This is a genomic window from Planococcus versutus, from assembly GCF_001186155.3.
GTDB classification, from domain to species: Bacteria; Bacillota; Bacilli; order Bacillales_A; family Planococcaceae; genus Planococcus; species Planococcus versutus.
Window position 1 is genome coordinate 1,393,030 of the sequence record NZ_CP016540.2, and the last position, 18,728, is coordinate 1,411,757.

Here is an 18,728-nt window from a genome sequence, read left to right on the forward strand (position 1 = left end):
GGGATTTTTTTCTGTTATCAAGGGTATAATGACAGTAATGATTATAAAACGAGGTGACAGGATGATGAGACTCGAAAAACAACACGACCCCCGATTAAATGCTGCATGGATTGACCACTATTTGGAAAATCGCATTCCCCTAAAAGAAATTACCTACGAAACAGAACAATTTTTTAATGAAATCAAAAAAGACTTTGCTGTCAGCAAATATACCCGTCAGAAAAAAACAATTACGCAACGGCTATGGTCACTAATAGCGGAACAATTTAATCCTGAAGATGAATACCACTACAAAAGTAAAGTGTCTGAAAATCAATTGGTTCCTTCGTGGAAAGATCAACTTGACCGCGAGTACCGAAAATTAAAGTCAACGATTGACGATAGCGTGAGTGTCAGTGATTTTGGTGCTATTGGAGACGGCCAAACAGATTGCAGCGCTGCTTTTAAAAAAGCATTGGCTAACGGGAATAGAGAAGTTAACATTCCGGCAGGGGTTTTTATTGTAGATGGTTTACGGTTGCCTTCATGGACTCGTCTAGTCGGAGCAGGAAAAGGACGCACCATCTTAAAGTTGCATCCAAAGGCTTCTCGAAAAAAGCGATTAATAACTAATCGTAATTATGTTGCAGGCAATCGCAATATTTCAGTTGAAAACCTTACTTTAGATTGGAATATAGAGCGACTTGGCGATATTGAAAATACCAGTTCAGGTGGAAATTACTCTAGTTGCTTAACATATGCTAATCTTCTATACGGATGGGTTATAAATGTAGAAGCGCTAAATCCAGGTCTGCATTGCTTTGATATTACAGCGCCTCTTTATAACTATGCAGGAGATGGTTTACGAGCCAAAGGCGGCAGTCGTTTTGTGTGGCTCGATGGCGTAAATGGCTCTGGGTTTGGTGATGATGGTGTAACTACACATCATAGCGATTATGTATTTATCTCTAATTGTCATTTTAGTGACCCAAGCGGACGTTCACATGAGAAAGGTTTTTCTAATTCCAACGGATTTGAAGTAGACGATGGCTCAAGGCATGTTTGGTTAGTTAACAATTCGAGTACACGTTGTTTTGGAGGAATTGAAATTAAAGCGCATGCAGATTCCTCAGCCGCATCAGGAGTTTATATATCAGGCCATTTATCGGTACATGACAATCGCTCATTCAATTTCCGTCATATTGGCCATCACAAAAAAGACGAACCGGAATCGCGATCTGCTTTTAATATTCGTGCGCAAAAATTGGTATCCATTGAGCCAACTGAAACAGCTCTTTACAAAAATTCGTCTCCGCGTTCATTAGTTGTGTCAGGGTATCGCAACGTCGCAATAAATCGATTTTTATTTGTTGGAGATCCAGAATATGATTATCAACGTCAAACGGCAGTTGCTATTCAATATCGTGCTGCTTTCGTTTCGTTAACCAATGGTGTAATTGAAGGCTTTACAACGGCTGATTCAGATATCACAGTTTTTGGTGGAGAGCAAAGCGCCAATAGTGTCAGGATTCAAACGATCCTAAGTCTTGGGTCGGCCAAACAAGTAGTAATGGTTGGCAAAGAAAGTAAACTAGTTCGCTTAAAAGATGTGCGCAGGCGAAGTCGTTATCTATTATAAATTTGACTAAATTTCTACTGATTGCTATTTATATGTGTTTAGACCATCAACAAAGCTTTACAATTAGCTATATTGTTTTTTATAATAGATAGATATACTTTTGGAAAATTTTAAAACAAGGTGGGCAATTATGTCGAAAGATCAAGTGAGAACAGCTGAAGATGTATTCGAAATGGTTGCGTCTTATATGAATGCCGATCATGTACAAACAATAAAAAAGGCATATCAAGTTGCCTATGATGCACACATGGGACAATTCCGGAAATCGGGAGAACCCTATATTGTGCATCCGGTTCAAGTTGCCGGGATTTTAGCCGATTTACAGATGGATCCAGCAACAGTTGCAGCAGGCTTTTTGCATGACGTAGTTGAAGATACGGAAGTTAGCCGTGAAGACATCGTCCGTGATTTTGATGAAGAAGTTGCGATGCTTGTTGATGGTGTGACAAAATTGAGCAAAATCAAGTATTTGTCAAAAGAAGAGCAACAAGCAGAAAATCACCGCAAAATGTTTGTGGCCATGGCACAAGACATTCGCGTGATTTTGATTAAACTGGCGGATCGTCTACACAACCTTCGTACGTTAAAATACCAAACTATCGAAAAGCAACGCATTAAAGCCAATGAAACATTGGAGATTTTTGCGCCAATTGCACATCGTCTTGGGATAAATACCATCAAATGGGAATTGGAAGATACTGCATTACGTTATTTAAACCCACAACAGTATTACCGTATCGTCAATTTGATGAAAAAGAAACGAACAGAACGAGAAGAATATTTGAATAATGTCATGAATGAGGTTCGCACACAACTTGATGAAGTTGATATAAAAGCGGATCTTTTTGGTAGACCCAAACATATTTACAGCATTTACCGAAAAATGGCGATGCAAAACAAGCAGTTTAATGAGATTTATGATTTATTAGCTGTACGGATTACTGTTGAAAGCATTAAAGATTGCTACGCAGTATTAGGGATTATTCACTCTACATGGAAACCAATGCCAGGTCGTTTTAAAGATTACATTGCAATGCCTAAACAAAACTTATATCAATCACTTCATACAACGGTGATTGGGCCACAAGGCGATCCGCTTGAAGTGCAAATTCGCACAGAAGAAATGCACCGCATTGCTGAATATGGTGTCGCTGCGCACTGGGCGTATAAAGAAGGCAAAGTTCTCGAAAAAACAAAAAATTCGGTTGATTCGCGTCTTTCGTGGTTCCGAGAAATTTTGGATTTCCAGAACGACTCCGATAATGCCGAAGAGTTTATGGAGTCTTTAAAATACGATTTGTTTTCAGATATGGTTTACGTTTTTTCACCAAAAGGCGATGTAATCGAAATGCCTGCTGGTTCGTGTCCCATTGATTTTGCGTATCGCGTTCACTCAGAAATTGGCAACAAAACCATAGGTGCTAAAGTCAATGGCAAAATGGCACCACTGGATACGGAATTGCATACGGGAGATATTGTTGAAATTCTGACTTCTAAGCAATCATTTGGTCCAAGTCGCGATTGGCTAAAAATCGCCAAATCAACACAAACGAAAAACAAGATCAAGCAATTTTTCAAAAAACAACTGCGTGAAGACAATGTTGTTAAAGGTCGAGAATTGATTGAAAAAGAAATTAAAAATCAAGACTTTGTAATAAAAGAAGTTTTAACGAATGAAAACATTAAACGTGTATGTGAAAAATTTAATTTTGCAGGCGAAGATGACATGTATGCGGCTGTTGGATTTAACGGCATTACTGCTCAACAAGTCGTTAATCGGTTGGCTGAAAAAATGCGAAAAAAACGTGAGCAAGAAGAGGCAATCGAGAAAATTACCGTTGAAATGAAATCAGCTGTACCGAAAAAGCAAACCGATTCAGGTGTCATTGTTAGAGGAATCGACAACATGATGATTCGCTTATCAAAATGCTGCAATCCGGTACCAGGCGATGACATCATTGGGTTTATTACAAAAGGACGTGGCGTTTCTGTTCATCGTACCGACTGTCCGAATATCCACTCTGAAGACAACGACCGACTGATTCCAGTAGAATGGGAAAATGCAGGAACTCCTGATAACAAGTCCTATCAAATCGATATCGAAGTGCAAGCATACGACCGCACAGGATTGATCAACGAAGTAATGCATTTGGTTAGTGAAACCAAAACGACAATTACTGCAGTTAGTGCGCGGGCAGATAAAGACAAAATTGCCACGATCAATTTGTCCATTATGATTCCACACATTTCGCATTTTAACCGTGTCGTAGAACGCATTAAATCGATTCCAGATGTTTACTCGGTTACGCGTGTAACGAACTAAGGAGGCCACATGAGAGTTATCTTGCAACGCTCTAAAAAAGCATCCGTCACAGTCGATGAGAACATTACTGGCGCTATTGGCTCAGGCTATGTGTTACTTGTTGGTATCACTCATGAAGACACAGAAAAAGACGCAACATATTTAGCGCGTAAAATTGCGCAAATGCGTTTGTTCGAAGACGAAGAAGGAAAGATGAACCGCTCGATTTTAGATCGAGGTGGAGACATCTTATCAATATCTCAATTTACGTTGTATGGTGATGTTAAAAAAGGAAGACGTCCAAGTTTTATCGAAGCGGCTCGACCAGACGTAGCTGAACCGCTGTGGCACTCTTTTAACGAAGCGTTGCGAAGTCATGGTCTCAAAGTTGAAACCGGTGTGTTCGGCGCTATGATGGACGTCCAATTGGTCAATGATGGCCCCGTAACAATTTTAGTAGAGTCTCAATAGAACGTGGAGAAGAAGTACAGGCAAATTAGCTTGTGCTTCTTTTTGTTTTGTCTGCTTGAACATATTTATGAGCGTTATGCACGTTCAGGAAAAAATACGCACGTTCGTGACCGGATACGCACGTTCAACGAGAAATATGCACGTTCAACGGAAAATACGCACAAAAGCCCAAATTGCACATAAAAAAGCACGGAGAAAAGTTCTCCATGCTGATTTTTAGTCGCTTAATTTTTCATCAAAATAATTGATTATACCGGTATAAAGACCGAGTGCCGCTTGTTCGCGAAATTGATTGCTTGTCAAAATGCGTTCTTCATTGAAGTTGCTGAGAAAGCCAAGTTCGACAAGGACAGCAGGCTGTTTGTTTTCGCGAAGCACTAAGTAATTGCCATGTTGAACGCCGCGATCACTTAAAGTCAACTTGCGATTTAGCTCTGAATTGAGGTGTTCTGCCAATTCTTTTTGAAAATCGTGTTGATAATAAGAAGTAAATCCTGACACGGAGCTATCATCTGTAGCATCATAATGAATGCTAATGAACGCATCTGCGCTTGCTTGGTGGCTACTGGCAACACGTTTGCGAAGATCAACGTATGTATCAGATTGACGCGTCATGACCACTTCAGCTCCTGCTGCGTTCAAATGCTGAGACAAAATTTCTGCAGTTTTTAACGTCAACTCTTTTTCCAACGTTTTTCGAACGCCTACCGTACCGCCATCGTTACCGCCATGACCTGGGTCAAGGACAATTGTTACCCCGTTTAAGGTGCCTTTTTTACGTTCTGGCTGGTCGGTTTGTTGTTTTTCAGAAATGGTTTCTTCTGTAGAAACAACCCACTCTGCAACAAACGCTGTTTGGCCATCCGGCAATGAAACTTGATACCAATCGTTTTGTTTTTTAGTGACCGCTAATTTATCTCCAGCATCTGCACGGCTAACAACTTCAGAAGCAGTAGAAGCCATACTTCGAAGATTTGTGCCATCTGTTAAAATAGTGACCGATTTTTTCGCTTCACTTGTTACCGTTTCTGCTGTTAGATCAGACAGTTGGCCGTGAAATGAATAAACCCAGCCTTGTTTGCCTTTAGTCAATTCGATTTCTACCCAATTGCCTTCCATGGATAAGACAGGAAAGACTTGACCTTTAGTGACTGTGTCTTGAATTTTGGAGCGAAGATCTGGTTTTGAGCGAACATTCAATGCATTCACAGCAACTTCAAAAGATGAAACTTTAGAAATTGCCGTTTGCTGTTGGTCTTTTTTATCGGCAGTTGATTGATCTTTTTTTGGAGACGTTTCGGCAAAATTGATGTATTGCTTTGATACAAATCCACGAGTGTTACGAAAATCAATTTCAATCCAATCACCTGCGACTCGGACAACCTGTGCTTCGTCACCAGCGCTCATTTTCGTCAAAACGGCTGCTGATAAATCGGGTTGTGCACGAACATTTAAACCATTCACAGATGAAATAGCGGTTTCGCCACTAGATTTTTGTTCTTCACCTGTTGCAGTTGTCAACCAAGAAGCAATCCAGCCTTCTTTGCCGTCTATCCGTACTTCAAGCCACTCACCTTTTGTGGAAATTACAGTGGCGATTTGTCCTTGTTTCAAGTCATCCGTCACAGCATAAGAAAGTCCTGGACCTGAGCGGACATTAACAGTTGTACCCGAAATTTCAACGCTATCGGTATCAGCCAGTACATGATTGCTATAGAACAATGGGGTGTTGTTGGCGATCAGTAAAAAAAATAAAATAAATGCGGTAAATCCTTTGTATTTCATGCAATACCTCCTATAAAAACTACTCTTCCATAGTATCAAATATTCTACTGTTTGTGTCAAAAAGGTTGACAAGCTTTCATGTAGTTATTAAGATTGATTTATTATCTTTATATATTTGCTGATGACGAAGAAAGTAATTGCAAAATTGAACTGAAAAGAGAGGGAAAGTCTCGGGCTGTAAACTTTCCTACAGACACTTGCGATGAATAACACTTTTGAGGCTTTTTTCTGAAAAGCATTTGCTGCTTAATAGGAAAAAACGGAACCGGCCGTTACCCGGAATGAGAGGGTGCATTTTTTGCATCAACTAGGGTGGAACCGCGGAAGCTAATACAAGCTCTCGTCCCTTGCGTAAAGCAAGGGGCGGGAGCTTTTTTGTATGGAAAAAATAAAGGAGTGAAGAGATGATGAACATTCAAGCGCCACGTGGCACATACGATGTGCTGCCAGACCAATCCGCCAAATGGCAAGAAGTCGAACAAAAAATAAACAACTTATGTCGACTTTACCAATACAAAGAAATCCGTACTCCTATTTTCGAACACACAGAATTATTCCAACGTGGTGTCGGTGACACGACAGATATTGTTCAAAAAGAAATGTATACATTCCAAGATCGTGGCAACCGTTCATTAACGTTGCGCCCCGAAGGCACGGCTTCAGTCGTTCGTTCTTATGTAGAAAATAAATTATTTGGTATGCCGGATCAGCCCGTAAAACTATTCTATACAGGCCCTATGTTCCGCTACGAGCGTCCACAAGCTGGTCGCACACGTCAGTTTGTGCAATTTGGTGTGGAAGCAATTGGTTCAAAAGATCCAGCAATTGATGCAGAAGTGATTTCACTCGCAATGGAAGTTTATCGTTCAGTTGGTCTCAAACAATTGCGTTTAGTCATCAACTCACTCGGTGATACAGAAAGTCGAGTAGCTCACAAAAAAGCTTTGATCCATCATTTTCAACCAAGTATTAATGAATTCTGTAGCGATTGCCAGATACGCTTAGAAAAAAACCCTTTACGTATTCTAGATTGCAAAGTAGATCGTGACCACCCGTTGATGGCAACTGCTCCTTCACTAGCAGACTATTTAAACACAGAATCACAAGCTTATTTTGATAAAGTGCAAGCTTATCTTTCGAGCATGGACATTGAATTTGTTGTCGATCCGAATTTAGTGCGCGGACTTGATTATTATAACCACACTGCTTTTGAAATTATGAGCGACGCTGAAGGTTTTGGCGCAATCACTACGTTAGCTGGTGGAGGGCGTTATAACGGTCTTGTTGAAGACCTTGGTGGACCTGAATCACCAGGAATTGGTTTTGCAATGAGTATCGAGCGGTTGTTATTAGCGCTTGAAATGGAAAAAATCGAAATTGGCCAATCAAACAATTTGGAAGTATATGTTGTGGCAATGGACGAAAAGACAAAGAAAAAGGCCTTTTCAGTCGTTCGCGATTTGCGCATGAACGGCATCTCTGCGGATATGGATTTTACGGATCGTAAAGTAAAAGCACAAATGAAATCGGCTGATCGTAAGGGAGCTGGTTTTGTTATTGTTATTGGCGAAACAGAACTGGAAAGCGGCAAAATCGCATTAAAAGAAATGGCGACGGGCGAACAGCAAGAAGTGGCATTCGAAGAAATCGCTACAGCCATATTGAAAAAGAAATCACTGGGGAATAGACATGTCAAGAACGCATTATTGTGGGGAAGTTAATGAACTGGTTATTGGACAACGTGTTACATTAAAAGGATGGGTGCAAAAACGTCGTGACTTAGGCGGATTAATCTTTGTTGATGTTCGTGACCGTTCTGGAATTGTTCAAGTTGTGTTTAATCCTGAAATTTCAACAGCCGCCGCTGCTATTGGCGAAACGCTTCGCAATGAATTTGTGATTCATATCGATGGATTGGTTGTCGAACGAGCACATGGCCAAATCAACGCAACGATGAAAACCGGTAAAATTGAAGTGCAAGTTGATCACGCTGCAATCATTAATGCTGCCAAAAACCCACCTTTCGCAATCGAAGACAATATGGAAGTCAGTGAAGATTTACGATTGAAATACCGTTATCTAGACTTGCGTCGTCCATCGATGTACGAAACGTTCAAAATGCGTTCAGATGTTACCAAATCAATCCGCCGCTTCTTAGACGAAGAAGGGTTTATTGAAGTAGAAACACCAATTCTGACAAAGTCGACTCCTGAAGGCGCACGTGATTATTTAGTGCCAAGTCGTGTTCACGATGGTGAATTTTATGCATTACCTCAATCTCCTCAATTGTTTAAACAAATGTTGATGGTTTCTGGATTTGATAAATATTACCAGATTGCACGTTGTTTCCGCGACGAGGATCTTCGTGCAGACCGTCAGCCAGAGTTTACGCAAATTGATATAGAAATGAGCTTTCAAACGATGGAAGGTATTATCGATTTGAACGAACGATTAATGGGTCAAATGATGAAAGATGTGAAAAAAATCGATATCGAACCTACTTTTCAGCGTATGAGTTATACAGAAGCGATAGATCGTTATGGCTCAGATAAACCAGATGTTCGCTTTGGTTTGGAACTGGTGAACGTTTCAGATCTAGTAGAAGATTCAGCATTTAAAGTGTTTACTGGCGCAATCGAAAACGGTGGTCAAGTAAAAATGATCAATGTTAAGGGTCAAGCTGCTAATTATTCACGCAAAGATATTGATGCACTAGGCGCATTTGCCGCGGTTTATGGAGCAAAAGGACTTGCATGGCTGAAAGTTGAAGAAGAAGGCATAAAAGGCCCGATTGCTAAATTTTTTGAAGGCGAAGTAGCAACAGCTTTAACAAAACGAGCTCAAGCAGAAGAGGGCGACTTGTTATTGTTTGTGGCAGACAAAAAAACGGTAGTAGCAGACGCACTAGGCGCACTGCGGTTGAAGTTTGGAAAAGAGCTTGGCTTGATTGACAACTCGGTTTATAAATTCCTGTGGATTACAGACTGGCCACTACTCGAGTATGATGAAAAAGATGGTCGTTACTATGCAGCTCACCATCCATTTACAATGCCGTTTGAAGAAGATTTAGAAAAACTTACTACCGAGCCACAAAACGTTCGTGCACAAGCATATGACTTGGTATTAAATGGTTACGAGCTTGGTGGAGGGTCTTCTCGTATTTATCGTCGTGAAATTCAAGAGAAAATGTTCGAAGTTCTCGGCTTTAGTAAAGAAGAAGCGAACCAACAATTTGGGTTCTTAATGGAAGCATTTGAGTACGGAACCCCTCCTCATGGAGGCATCGCGTTTGGTTTAGACCGTCTTGTCATGTTACTTGCAGGTCGTACGAATTTACGTGATACCATCGCTTTTCCGAAAACGGCTAGTGCAAGTGACTTATTAACAGCTGCGCCAAGTCCTGTTTCTAGTTCACAACTTGAGGAATTGAGCCTATCGTTGAACATTCAGAATAATAAAAAAGTATCAGAGTAAAAAGCTTGTTTAAATAAAAAAGGTGTGCTAACATAAGTTTATAGAGAATCCTGATGTGTTCGTTTTAAGCAATTCGATTTTGACCCAACATTATGTCGTCGGGAGATTGAATTTTACCATGGCTAACATGCCTTAACGGGAAGTTATAAGTGGTAAAGAGATCACCCACCTGCTTTCAGCGGGTTCAAACGATGCGCAACAACAAAGACGGCACGATTGGGATTCTTAATTAAAAAATCATTTTTATCCCTTAGACAATTTATTGTTTAAGGGATTTTTAACGTGTATAATTCCTATTATGCGTATCTACTTTGAAAGGCAGTGGCTTTAATGTTGCATCAATTTTCAAGAAATGAATTAGCGGTAGGAAAAGAAGGCATTGATTTACTAAAAAATGCAACGGTCGCCATACTTGGTGTAGGTGGTGTTGGCTCATTTGCTGCAGAAGCTTGTGCACGCAGCGGTGTGGGGACAATTATTCTTGTAGACAAAGATAATGTGGACATTACGAATATTAATCGTCAACTTGTTGCAAATCTATCGACTGTGGGACAGTCAAAAACGGCCGTGATGAAAGACCGTATCGCTGACATTAATGCAGATTGTAACGTGATTTCGTTGCATATGTTTTATACAGAAGAAACTTGCGTTGAGTTTTTTAGCTACAATCCTGATTATGTCATCGATGCCTCCGACACGATGATTTACAAAGTTCATTTGATGGAAGAATGTTACCGTCGTGATATAAAAATCATTGCGAGTATGGGAGCGGCTAATAAAACCGATCCGACGCGCTTTAAAATAGCGGATTTTTCTGAAACACATACAGATCCGTTAGCAAAAATTATTCGTAAAAAATTGCGCAAAAATGGAATTTACAAAGGCATTCCAGTAATTTTTTCAGATGAAAGTCCAATCGTTGTGCGTGAAGACGTGGTCGACACAGTTGGAAAGCCAGATGCTGCAATCCGAAAAGCACAAATGCCACCATCGTCCAATGCATTTACTCCGTCAACTGTCGGGTTGATTGCTGCGAGTTGGGTAGTGAATGACATCACGAAATCAATTCCCATGACGCGTGTCCGCATGAATTAATTTATAACCGGCTTTTTTATGAGCTGGTTTTTTTATGTAATTTTGACGAATGAATTCATCGAAAAAGCCATTTCCGAATTCAGAAATGGCTTTGTATTGTGTTGTAGATGATTACTTTTCGTTATAGCTCCACTTTTTTTATTTTTTGGTTTTGCGGAAGCTTTTTAGTTTTTCGTAAATACCCGCAAACTTTTTTTCTTCACCGGCAATAACGGGTTTGTAAAACTCAGCTTTTTGTACTTCTTTTGGCAAATAATCTTGATCAGCCCATCCACCAAACGAGCCAACGGGGGTATCGTGTGGATATTGATAACCACTGTGGCCAAGTTCAGCGCTACCGGCGTAATGGGTATCCCGTAAATGCATTGGAATATCACCTACTTCGCCTTTATGGATTGCGCTTGTTGCGGCATCAATCGCTTTATAGGCAGAGTTGGATTTTTCAGACAAACACATTTCAGCAACTGCTTGAGCAAGGGGAATGCGCGCTTCGGGTAACCCAAGGCGATCAGCTGCTTGGCAAGCTGCTAAAACATGACCACCGACAGCTGGGTTTGCTAGCCCAATGTCTTCGTAAGCCATCACAAGCAATCGGCGAGTGACTGCTGTTAAATCTCCATTTTCCAATAAATGCGCCAAATAATACATAGCAGCATTTACATCACTGCCTCGCACTGATTTTTGTAAAGCAGAAAGTAGATTAAAAAAATGTGATCCTTTTTTATCACCAAATACACCCACACGTTTGATCATTTGTTCCACCATTTGATCTTCTACTATGTATTTGCCGTCGATTTCGTCAGAAGCAATAACGATTGATTCTAGCATCGTCAATGCTTTTCTGGCATCACCGTTTGTACCTTCTGCAATTCGTTCGACTTGTTTTTCAGAAATCTCGATTTGTTCATTTCCAAGTCCACGCTTTGGTTCTGTCAAAGCACTGTTTATTAGTTGGACGATGTCTTCGTGTGACAACCTTTTTAATTGTTTGATTTCACCGCAACGTGAGCGGATAGCTGGGTTTACATCGTGAAAAGGATTTTCTGTTGTTGCACCTATTAAGACAATAGATCCACTTTCAACATGTGGCAACAAAGCATCTTGTTGCAATTTATTAAAGCGATGGATTTCATCTAAGAACAGTAACACTTTCCCAGTCATCCGCGATTCCGTGACAACTTCTTCGACATCTTTCTTGCCGGAAGTCGTAGCATTCAATGCGATAAATGGTAAATTTGACGTGCCCGCGATAGCGTGAGCAATAGAAGTTTTGCCAATACCAGGTTCGCCGTACAACAACATTGACGGAACATGGCCGTTTTTGATCATTTTATATAAAGCAGTATGCGGTCCGATGACATCTTTTTGTCCAACAACTTCATCAATCGTTCGTGGACGCATACGAAAAGCTAAAGGTTCGTTATGCATAAAAAAACTCCTTTCGTACATTCGTTCTATCAGTATAGCGTTTGAAGTTTCAAAAGTCATTGCAAGTCCATTTGTGTCGAATTATGCTATACTGATTTGAAGAATATACGTTGGTGTATAGGTAGATTTGTAATTTATTAGTAGCATTATTCTGTTATTAATTCGCTGCAAATCTGTTGCGTGTTCAAGCGCTCTCTATCGTTTAAGTTCTTGGTCGACGCGCTAGACCAGAGAAGACGCACATAAGAAACGAAAAAGTGAACAGCTACTCGTTTAAATTATCAAACTTAGAGGTGTAATGATGAAAATATCAACTAAAGGCCGTTACGGGCTGACAATTATGATCGATCTTGGAAAACATTACGGAGAAGGCCCGTTGCCATTGCGCAAAATCGCAACAGAAAATGATCTTTCTGAAGCGTATTTAGAACAACTTGTTGGTCCATTGCGTAATTCAGGACTGGTGAAAAGTGTTCGCGGTGCATATGGTGGCTATATGTTAACGCGTCATCCAAAAGAAATTTCAGCAGGAGACGTAATTCGTGTATTAGAAGGCCCAATACAACCTGTAGAAGGCATCGAAGACGAAAAACAACCCCAGCGTGAGCTTTGGGTGCGCATTCGTGATGCAGTAAAAAATGTATTGGATACTACAACCATCGAAGATTTGGCAAATGCCGAAAATGGCGAAACTGAAAACTATATGTATTATATATAAGGGAGTAAATCTATATGAATCGAATTTATTTAGACCATGCGGCAACTTCGCCTATGCATCCTGAAGTGGTAGCAACTTTTTCTGAGGCACTTGGAGCGGTTTATGGCAATCCATCAAGTATTCATGGGACAGGAAGAGCAGCACGAAAAGCATTAGACCATGCACGCAAAACACTCGCGACAAGCATTCACGCAGATGACAACGAGCTTATTTTCACCAGCGGTGGAACAGAAGCGGATAATTTAGCGGTTTTCGGAACAGCGGGTAAAAAAGATGGCAAACACATTATCACAACGGTCATTGAACATCATGCGGTGTTGCATGCCTGTGAAAAACTAGAACGTGATGGGTATGACGTCACTTATTTGCCTGTTGGGGAAAATGGCTGTGTGCGAGCAGAAGACGTGAAAAATGCACTGCGTGACGATACAATTCTAGTATCGGTGATGATGGGTAATAACGAAGTTGGCTCAATTCAACCCATTGCTGAAATCGGTGAACTATTAAAAGGAACAAATGTTACATTTCACACCGATGCTGTTCAAGCATTCGGTGTCTTGCCAATGGATGTGGACAATTTACATGTTGATTTATTGTCCGTGTCTGCACATAAGTTAAACGGTCCTAAAGGAATAGGTTTTTTATACCAGCGCAAAGGAACAGACATAGCGCCGCTTCTTTACGGTGGCGAACAAGAACGAAAACGTCGTGCAGGAACTGAAAACGTACCGGCGATTTCAGCATTTGCGAAAGCGGTAGAAATTTCAACGACTACGATGCAAGAAAAAACTACAGTTTATAAGCAATACAAAACCATTTTCAAAACGGTTTTAACTAAGTGTGGCGTTGACTACAAAGAAAACGGTAGCAATTCCATGCCGCATATTTTAAATCTCAGCATACCAGGCATTGAAATCGAATCGTTTTTGATTAATTTGGATTTAGCGGGGATTTCAGCTTCAAGTGGTTCAGCTTGTACAGCGGGTTCTATTGACCCTTCTCATGTACTTGTTGCAATGTACGGAGAACATGCTGCTGAAAGTCGTAATTCCATTCGTTTCAGTTTCGGTCTTGGGTTAACGCCTGAAGATATTGAACAAGCTGCCGAAAAGACAGCGCAAATCAGCCAGCGTTTGGCATTAAAATGAAAAGGTGAATTAAATGACAAAAGCACCACAAGATACACGAGTCGTAGTTGGGATGTCCGGTGGAGTTGACTCTTCAGTTGCTGCTCATTTACTGAAAGAGCAAGGCTATGAAGTGATTGGCATCTTCATGAAAAATTGGGATGATACGGATGCTAATGGCGTATGTACAGCAACAGAAGATTACGAAGATGTTATTCGTGTTTGTAACCAAATTGGTATTCCTTACTACGCAGTTAATTTTGAAAAGCAATACTGGGACAAAGTTTTCACATATTTCTTAGAAGAATACAAAGCAGGTCGTACGCCAAATCCAGATGTCATGTGCAACAAAGAAATTAAATTCAAGGCCTTTTTAGAGCATGCTTTAAGTTTAGGGGCAGACTATTTAGCAACAGGACATTATGCACAAGTTGAGCACGCAGAAAATGGCGAAACAAAAATGCTGCGTGGAAAAGACAACAACAAAGACCAAACGTACTTTTTAAATCAACTAGACCAACATCAATTATCGAAAGTAATGTTCCCAATTGGCCATATGGAGAAAAAGAAAGTTCGTGAAATCGCACTAGAAGCTGGACTTGCAACAGCTACAAAAAAAGATTCTACCGGTATTTGTTTTATCGGCGAACGTAATTTCAAAGAATTTTTAGGTCAATATTTGCCGGCACAGCCCGGTCAAATGGAAACACTAGAAGGCGTCAAAATGGGCTCACATGATGGATTAATGTATTACACAATTGGTCAACGTCAAGGACTGGGTATTGGTGGCGCAGGTGACCCATGGTTTGTCATTGGTAAAGACTTGGATCGTAATGTTTTATTCGTTGGGCAAAATATTCATCATGATGCTCTTTTCTCAGATAGCTTAACTGCTGTAAACTTAAGTTTTACATCTAACACACCACCAAGTGGTATTTTGGAATGTACAGCTAAATTCCGGTATCGTCAGCAAGATGTCGGTGTTACGGTAGAATTTAACGGAAAAGAAGCCGTCGTCACGTTTGCAGAACCGGTACGTGCAATTACACCTGGTCAAGCAGTAGTCTTTTATGACGGCGAAGAATGTTTAGGTGGCGGAACCATCGATCACGTTTTCAAAAACGGAGCACGATTGGAATATGTAGGGTAAATGGGAGAGACAGCAATGAATTATAACGAAATCGGTATACAAGCCTTGCAAGAAGGCAATACAGAAAAAGCAGTCGAAGCTTTTACACAAGCAATCGAACAACAACCAGAAAATCCGCTAGGCTATATCAATTTTGGGCATGTCTTAACGTCGATGGACGAAATTGACCGTGCGGAACGATTTTTCCAAAAAGCCATTACACTGGATGAAACGTCCGCAACTGCCTTTTACGGTTTGGCTAATTTGTACTTTAATGCAGAGCGCTATTCTGAAGCATTAAAGCTTTATGAAAAAGCATTGCAATACGAAATTGAAGGTGCAGACGCTCACTTCATGATCGGCAAATGCTTCGAGAAACTAGATCAACCAAAATTAGCGTTACCTTATCTTCAACGCGCAGTGGAGTTAGATGCAAACGATGTTCAAGCTCGTTTAAGCTACGGCATCACTTTGGCATCTATGGAATTGTTTGAACTCGCAGAACCTCAATTTCTTCAAGTCATCAAACAGCAACAAAATCATTCAGACGCACATTATAATTTAGGCGTCCTTTATGCGGTTTCGACAAATCGTACAGAAGATGCTATGTATCATTTGAAACAAGCGTATACGTTAGACGAGCACAACGAAATGGCGCGCTATGCATACGATATGATTGCAACAACATTACAATAGCTATGTGAAGAGGAGACGACAGAAATGACCGGACAAATCGATTTATTTCAAGAAGAAAAGCAATTTGTATTAGGGCGTCCTGTCGTCTCGATTTTTCACAATCCCCAAAACTTATTCTCCATAGCCAAAGTGAAAATCCAAGAAACCAACACCCCTTATACTGAAAAAGAAATTATTGTATCTGGCTATTTTCCGGCGTTGACGCTTGAAGAACAGTACCGTTTTACAGGAGTCGTAAAAAATCATCCGCGTTACGGCGTTCAATTTCAAGTGGAAACTTTTACAAAAGAAGTACCTGAAACCGAACAAGGCATCATTCATTATTTATCAAGTGATATGTTTAACGGCATTGGCCGGAAAACGGCGGAAACTATCGTTAAAAAACTAGGCAAAGACGCGATCAAAAAGATTTTAGAAGACCCTGATTCACTCGATAAAGTTCCGAGGTTATCTGCTGACAAAAAAGACACAATTCGCGCAACTTTACAAATGAACCTAGGTCTTGAACGCGTAATGATTCAACTAAATGATTGGGGCTTTGGTCCACAAGTTGGCATGCGTATTTATCAAGCATACCGTGAAGAAACTATCGACATTTTGACCAAAAATCCATTTCAGCTTATTGAAGAAATCGAAGGAATTGGTTTTCAACGTGCCGATGAATTAGGGATGAAACTCGGCATTACGGGTAGTCACCCTGACCGCATCAAAGCCTCGATTTTGCATATTCTCAATCAAGCTTCTTTGTCTGATGGACACGTGTTTGTAGATGCCCAAACGTTAATTCCAGTAGTTAAAGAAATGCTTGAAGCACGGCAACAAGAAGAAATTTCAATTGATGCGATTTCAAAAGCGGCAATTGAATTAAATGAAGAAGGCAAAGTGGCTGGAGAAGAAACACGGCTCTACTTGCCATCACTTTATTATTCGGAAGTGGGCATTGCGACAAAATTAGAAACATTGCTGGCTGAACAAGAAAATCGCGCAAAATTTCCGAGTTCAGAAGTGCGAAAAGCACTTGGCGAAGCTGAAGAACGTCTTGGAGTAAATTATGCTGAGACGCAAGTTGAAGCAATCGAAAATAGCATTAACTCATCTGTTATGATTTTAACAGGAGGACCAGGTACTGGGAAAACAACCGTTGTTCGTGGACTTGTAGAAATTTACGCCGAGCTTCACGGATTATCACTCGACCCTAAAGAATACGCAAAGAAAAAAGAACCTTTTCCGATTATTCTTGCAGCACCAACTGGACGGGCGGCTAAACGGTTGAGTGAATCTACTGATTTGCCAGCTATGACCATTCACCGTTTGCTTGGATTTAATGGTCAAGAAAAAGACGAAGAAACAGAAAAAGAAATTGAAGGCAAATTGATTATTATCGATGAAATGTCGATGGTTGATACGTGGCTCGCACATCAATTGTTAAAAGCTGTACCGGAAGACGCCCAATTGATTTTTGTTGGCGACCAAGATCAATTGCCGCCAGTCGGACCTGGTCAAGTATTGCGCGATTTACTAGAATCAAAACGAATTCCAACTGTTGAATTAACGGATATTTATCGACAGTCGTCAGGCTCATCAATTATCGAACTGGCACATCAAATGAAAAAAGGGCAATTGCCAGAAGACATTACCGCAAAAACAGCGGATCGTTCTTTCATTAAAGCAGGTATAGACCAGATTCCGACAGTAGTTGAAAAAGTAGTTAAAAGCGCTTTATCAAAAGGTCATTCGATAAAAGATATTCAAGTACTAGCACCCATGTACAAAGGACCAGCAGGAATTGACGCTTTAAATCGATTGATCCAAGAATTGGTCAATTCAAATCCTGACGGCAAACGTAAAGAACTGGTATTTGGCGATATTACATATCGCATTGGTGATAAAATTTTGCAACTGGTCAACCAGCCTGAAAGCAATGTCTTTAACGGAGATATGGGCGAAGTTGTGGCTATTATGCGAGCAAAAGAAACCGTCGAAAAGCAAGATATGTTAGTCGCTTCATTTGATGGAATTGAAGTAACTTATGAACGCAGCGACTTAAACCAATTAACGTTAGCGTATTGCTGCTCGATTCACAAATCACAAGGCTCTGAATTTCCAACTGTCATCATGCCAATTGTGCGTGGCTACATGAAAATGCTACGTCGCAATTTACTATACACGGGCATCACGCGAAGTAAAGATTTTCTCATTTTATGCGGCGACCCAGGTGTTTTTCGTTATGGTGTCGAACGTACAGACGACGCGCAACGCATGACTACATTGAAAAGTCGCTTAGCGGTCGCGACTGACGAACCAAAAACCGAAGAACAAACAAAACAACTTGCACAGACAAAACAAAGCGGACCTATTAGCCTAACCGTTGAAAACGTTCACACTGTTCACCCAATGATCGGTATGGAAGGCATCACGCCACAAAATTTTATGGAAGCATAAAAGTTAGTTGTGAAGAAGGTATTCCACAAAATAGCTTCGCTTTCCCGCAGGAGTCTGCGCTATTTTGCTACATACCTTAAGATTTAACTTTTAGAAGAAAGAGTGTAAGGCGGCGACTCCTGGGGAGACAGCACGAGCTGAAGAGCCTGGACTGAGCGCGGCGAGGGAAGTGGCTGAAGCAGTGCCCCCGGAAAGCGTCCGCCTGGAGCGATTTCTTCACGTCGCTATTGACATCACGCAAAGCTTTTTCTATAATTCAAATTAGACTGATAGACAAACACATTGATGGAGACAGTATAAAATCGCATTCGAAAAGAAATGGAATCCTAGGCTGAAAGACTCCGACGACATTCGATTTTAGAAAGCTACTCTGGAGTGCAGCTAATTCCTGCCGTTGAACCGCGTTAAGGTGTTCGAGAGACACAGAGCGTTCTGCTTTGTGT

At 40.7% G+C, this 18,728-nt stretch carries 13 protein-coding genes, 1 other RNA gene and 2 other annotated features (1 of these 16 running past the window's edge); of the genes, 12 read left to right on the top strand and 2 right to left on the bottom strand.

Annotated elements, in window-relative coordinates; all coding sequences use genetic code 11:
- Positions 1-64 precede the first annotated feature (64 nt).
- From I858_RS07070 to dtd, 3 genes are all read left to right on the top strand, one after another.
- Positions 65-1,618 (top strand): glycosyl hydrolase family 28-related protein, encoded by a 1,554-nt coding sequence (locus tag I858_RS07070; protein WP_065524883.1) that lies wholly within the window; start codon positions 65-67, stop codon positions 1,616-1,618.
- Between the two features lie 130 nt (positions 1,619-1,748).
- Positions 1,749-3,941 carry a RelA/SpoT family protein gene (locus I858_RS07075; RefSeq protein ID WP_065524195.1) on the top strand — a complete coding sequence of 731 codons (2,193 nt, stop codon included), beginning with the start codon at positions 1,749-1,751 and terminating at the stop codon, positions 3,939-3,941.
- Between the two features lie 9 nt (positions 3,942-3,950).
- A complete protein-coding gene (dtd, locus tag I858_RS07080; RefSeq protein ID WP_065524194.1) occupies positions 3,951-4,391 on the top strand; it encodes a D-aminoacyl-tRNA deacylase in 441 nt (146 codons plus the stop codon).
- Positions 4,392-4,607: 216 nt separating this feature from the next.
- Here the strand turns inward: dtd and I858_RS07085 are convergent, their stop codons facing one another.
- Positions 4,608-6,176, bottom strand: a complete 1,569-nt coding sequence (locus I858_RS07085) for an N-acetylmuramoyl-L-alanine amidase family protein (RefSeq protein ID WP_065524193.1) — start codon at positions 6,174-6,176, stop codon at positions 4,608-4,610.
- A 112-nt stretch (positions 6,177-6,288) separates the two neighbouring features.
- Positions 6,289-6,527, top strand: a binding site (T-box leader).
- A gap of 56 nt (positions 6,528-6,583) precedes the next feature.
- On the opposite strand from I858_RS07085, the gene hisS reads away from it, so the two are divergent.
- The 4 genes from hisS to I858_RS07105 all read left to right on the top strand — a co-directional run bounded on the left by hisS (position 6,584) and on the right by I858_RS07105 (position 10,745).
- A complete protein-coding gene (gene hisS / locus I858_RS07090) occupies positions 6,584-7,897 on the top strand; it encodes a histidine--tRNA ligase (RefSeq protein WP_065524882.1) in 1,314 nt (437 codons plus the stop codon).
- A complete protein-coding gene (gene aspS, locus I858_RS07095; protein WP_065524192.1) occupies positions 7,866-9,650 on the top strand; it encodes an aspartate--tRNA ligase in 1,785 nt (594 codons plus the stop codon). The genes hisS and aspS overlap by 32 nt, the downstream gene beginning before the upstream one ends.
- A 44-nt stretch (positions 9,651-9,694) precedes the next feature.
- Positions 9,695-9,877, top strand: a non-coding RNA gene (ssrS, locus tag I858_RS07100) — 6S RNA.
- Positions 9,878-9,980: 103 nt separating this feature from the next.
- The gene (locus tag I858_RS07105) at positions 9,981-10,745 is read left to right on the top strand and encodes a tRNA threonylcarbamoyladenosine dehydratase (protein ID WP_065524191.1); all 765 of its coding nucleotides are present in this window, start codon (positions 9,981-9,983) and stop codon (positions 10,743-10,745) included.
- A gap of 138 nt (positions 10,746-10,883) precedes the next feature.
- Here the strand turns inward: I858_RS07105 and I858_RS07110 are convergent, their stop codons facing one another.
- Positions 10,884-12,173 carry a replication-associated recombination protein A gene (locus I858_RS07110; RefSeq protein WP_065524190.1) on the bottom strand — a complete coding sequence of 430 codons (1,290 nt, stop codon included), beginning with the start codon at positions 12,171-12,173 and terminating at the stop codon, positions 10,884-10,886.
- Positions 12,174-12,474: 301 nt separating this feature from the next.
- Between I858_RS07110 and cymR the strand changes: the two genes are divergently transcribed.
- The 5 genes from cymR to recD2 are packed head-to-tail and all read left to right on the top strand — an operon-like array spanning position 12,475 to position 18,285.
- Positions 12,475-12,891: a cysteine metabolism transcriptional regulator CymR gene (gene cymR, locus I858_RS07115; protein ID WP_065524189.1), complete on the top strand. Its 417-nt coding sequence runs from the start codon at positions 12,475-12,477 to the stop codon at positions 12,889-12,891.
- A gap of 14 nt (positions 12,892-12,905) precedes the next feature.
- Positions 12,906-14,039, top strand: coding sequence for a cysteine desulfurase family protein (locus tag I858_RS07120; protein WP_065524188.1), 1,134 nt, complete (start codon positions 12,906-12,908; stop codon positions 14,037-14,039).
- Positions 14,040-14,052: 13 nt separating this feature from the next.
- Positions 14,053-15,168, top strand: a complete 1,116-nt coding sequence (gene mnmA, locus I858_RS07125; RefSeq protein WP_065524187.1) for a tRNA 2-thiouridine(34) synthase MnmA — start codon at positions 14,053-14,055, stop codon at positions 15,166-15,168.
- A gap of 15 nt (positions 15,169-15,183) precedes the next feature.
- The gene (locus tag I858_RS07130) at positions 15,184-15,843 is read left to right on the top strand and encodes a tetratricopeptide repeat protein (RefSeq protein ID WP_065524186.1); all 660 of its coding nucleotides are present in this window, start codon (positions 15,184-15,186) and stop codon (positions 15,841-15,843) included.
- Positions 15,844-15,867: 24 nt separating this feature from the next.
- Positions 15,868-18,285: an SF1B family DNA helicase RecD2 gene (gene recD2 / locus I858_RS07135; RefSeq protein WP_065524185.1), complete on the top strand. Its 2,418-nt coding sequence runs from the start codon at positions 15,868-15,870 to the stop codon at positions 18,283-18,285.
- A gap of 273 nt (positions 18,286-18,558) precedes the next feature.
- Positions 18,559-18,728, top strand: a binding site (T-box leader) (it continues 40 nt past the right edge of the window).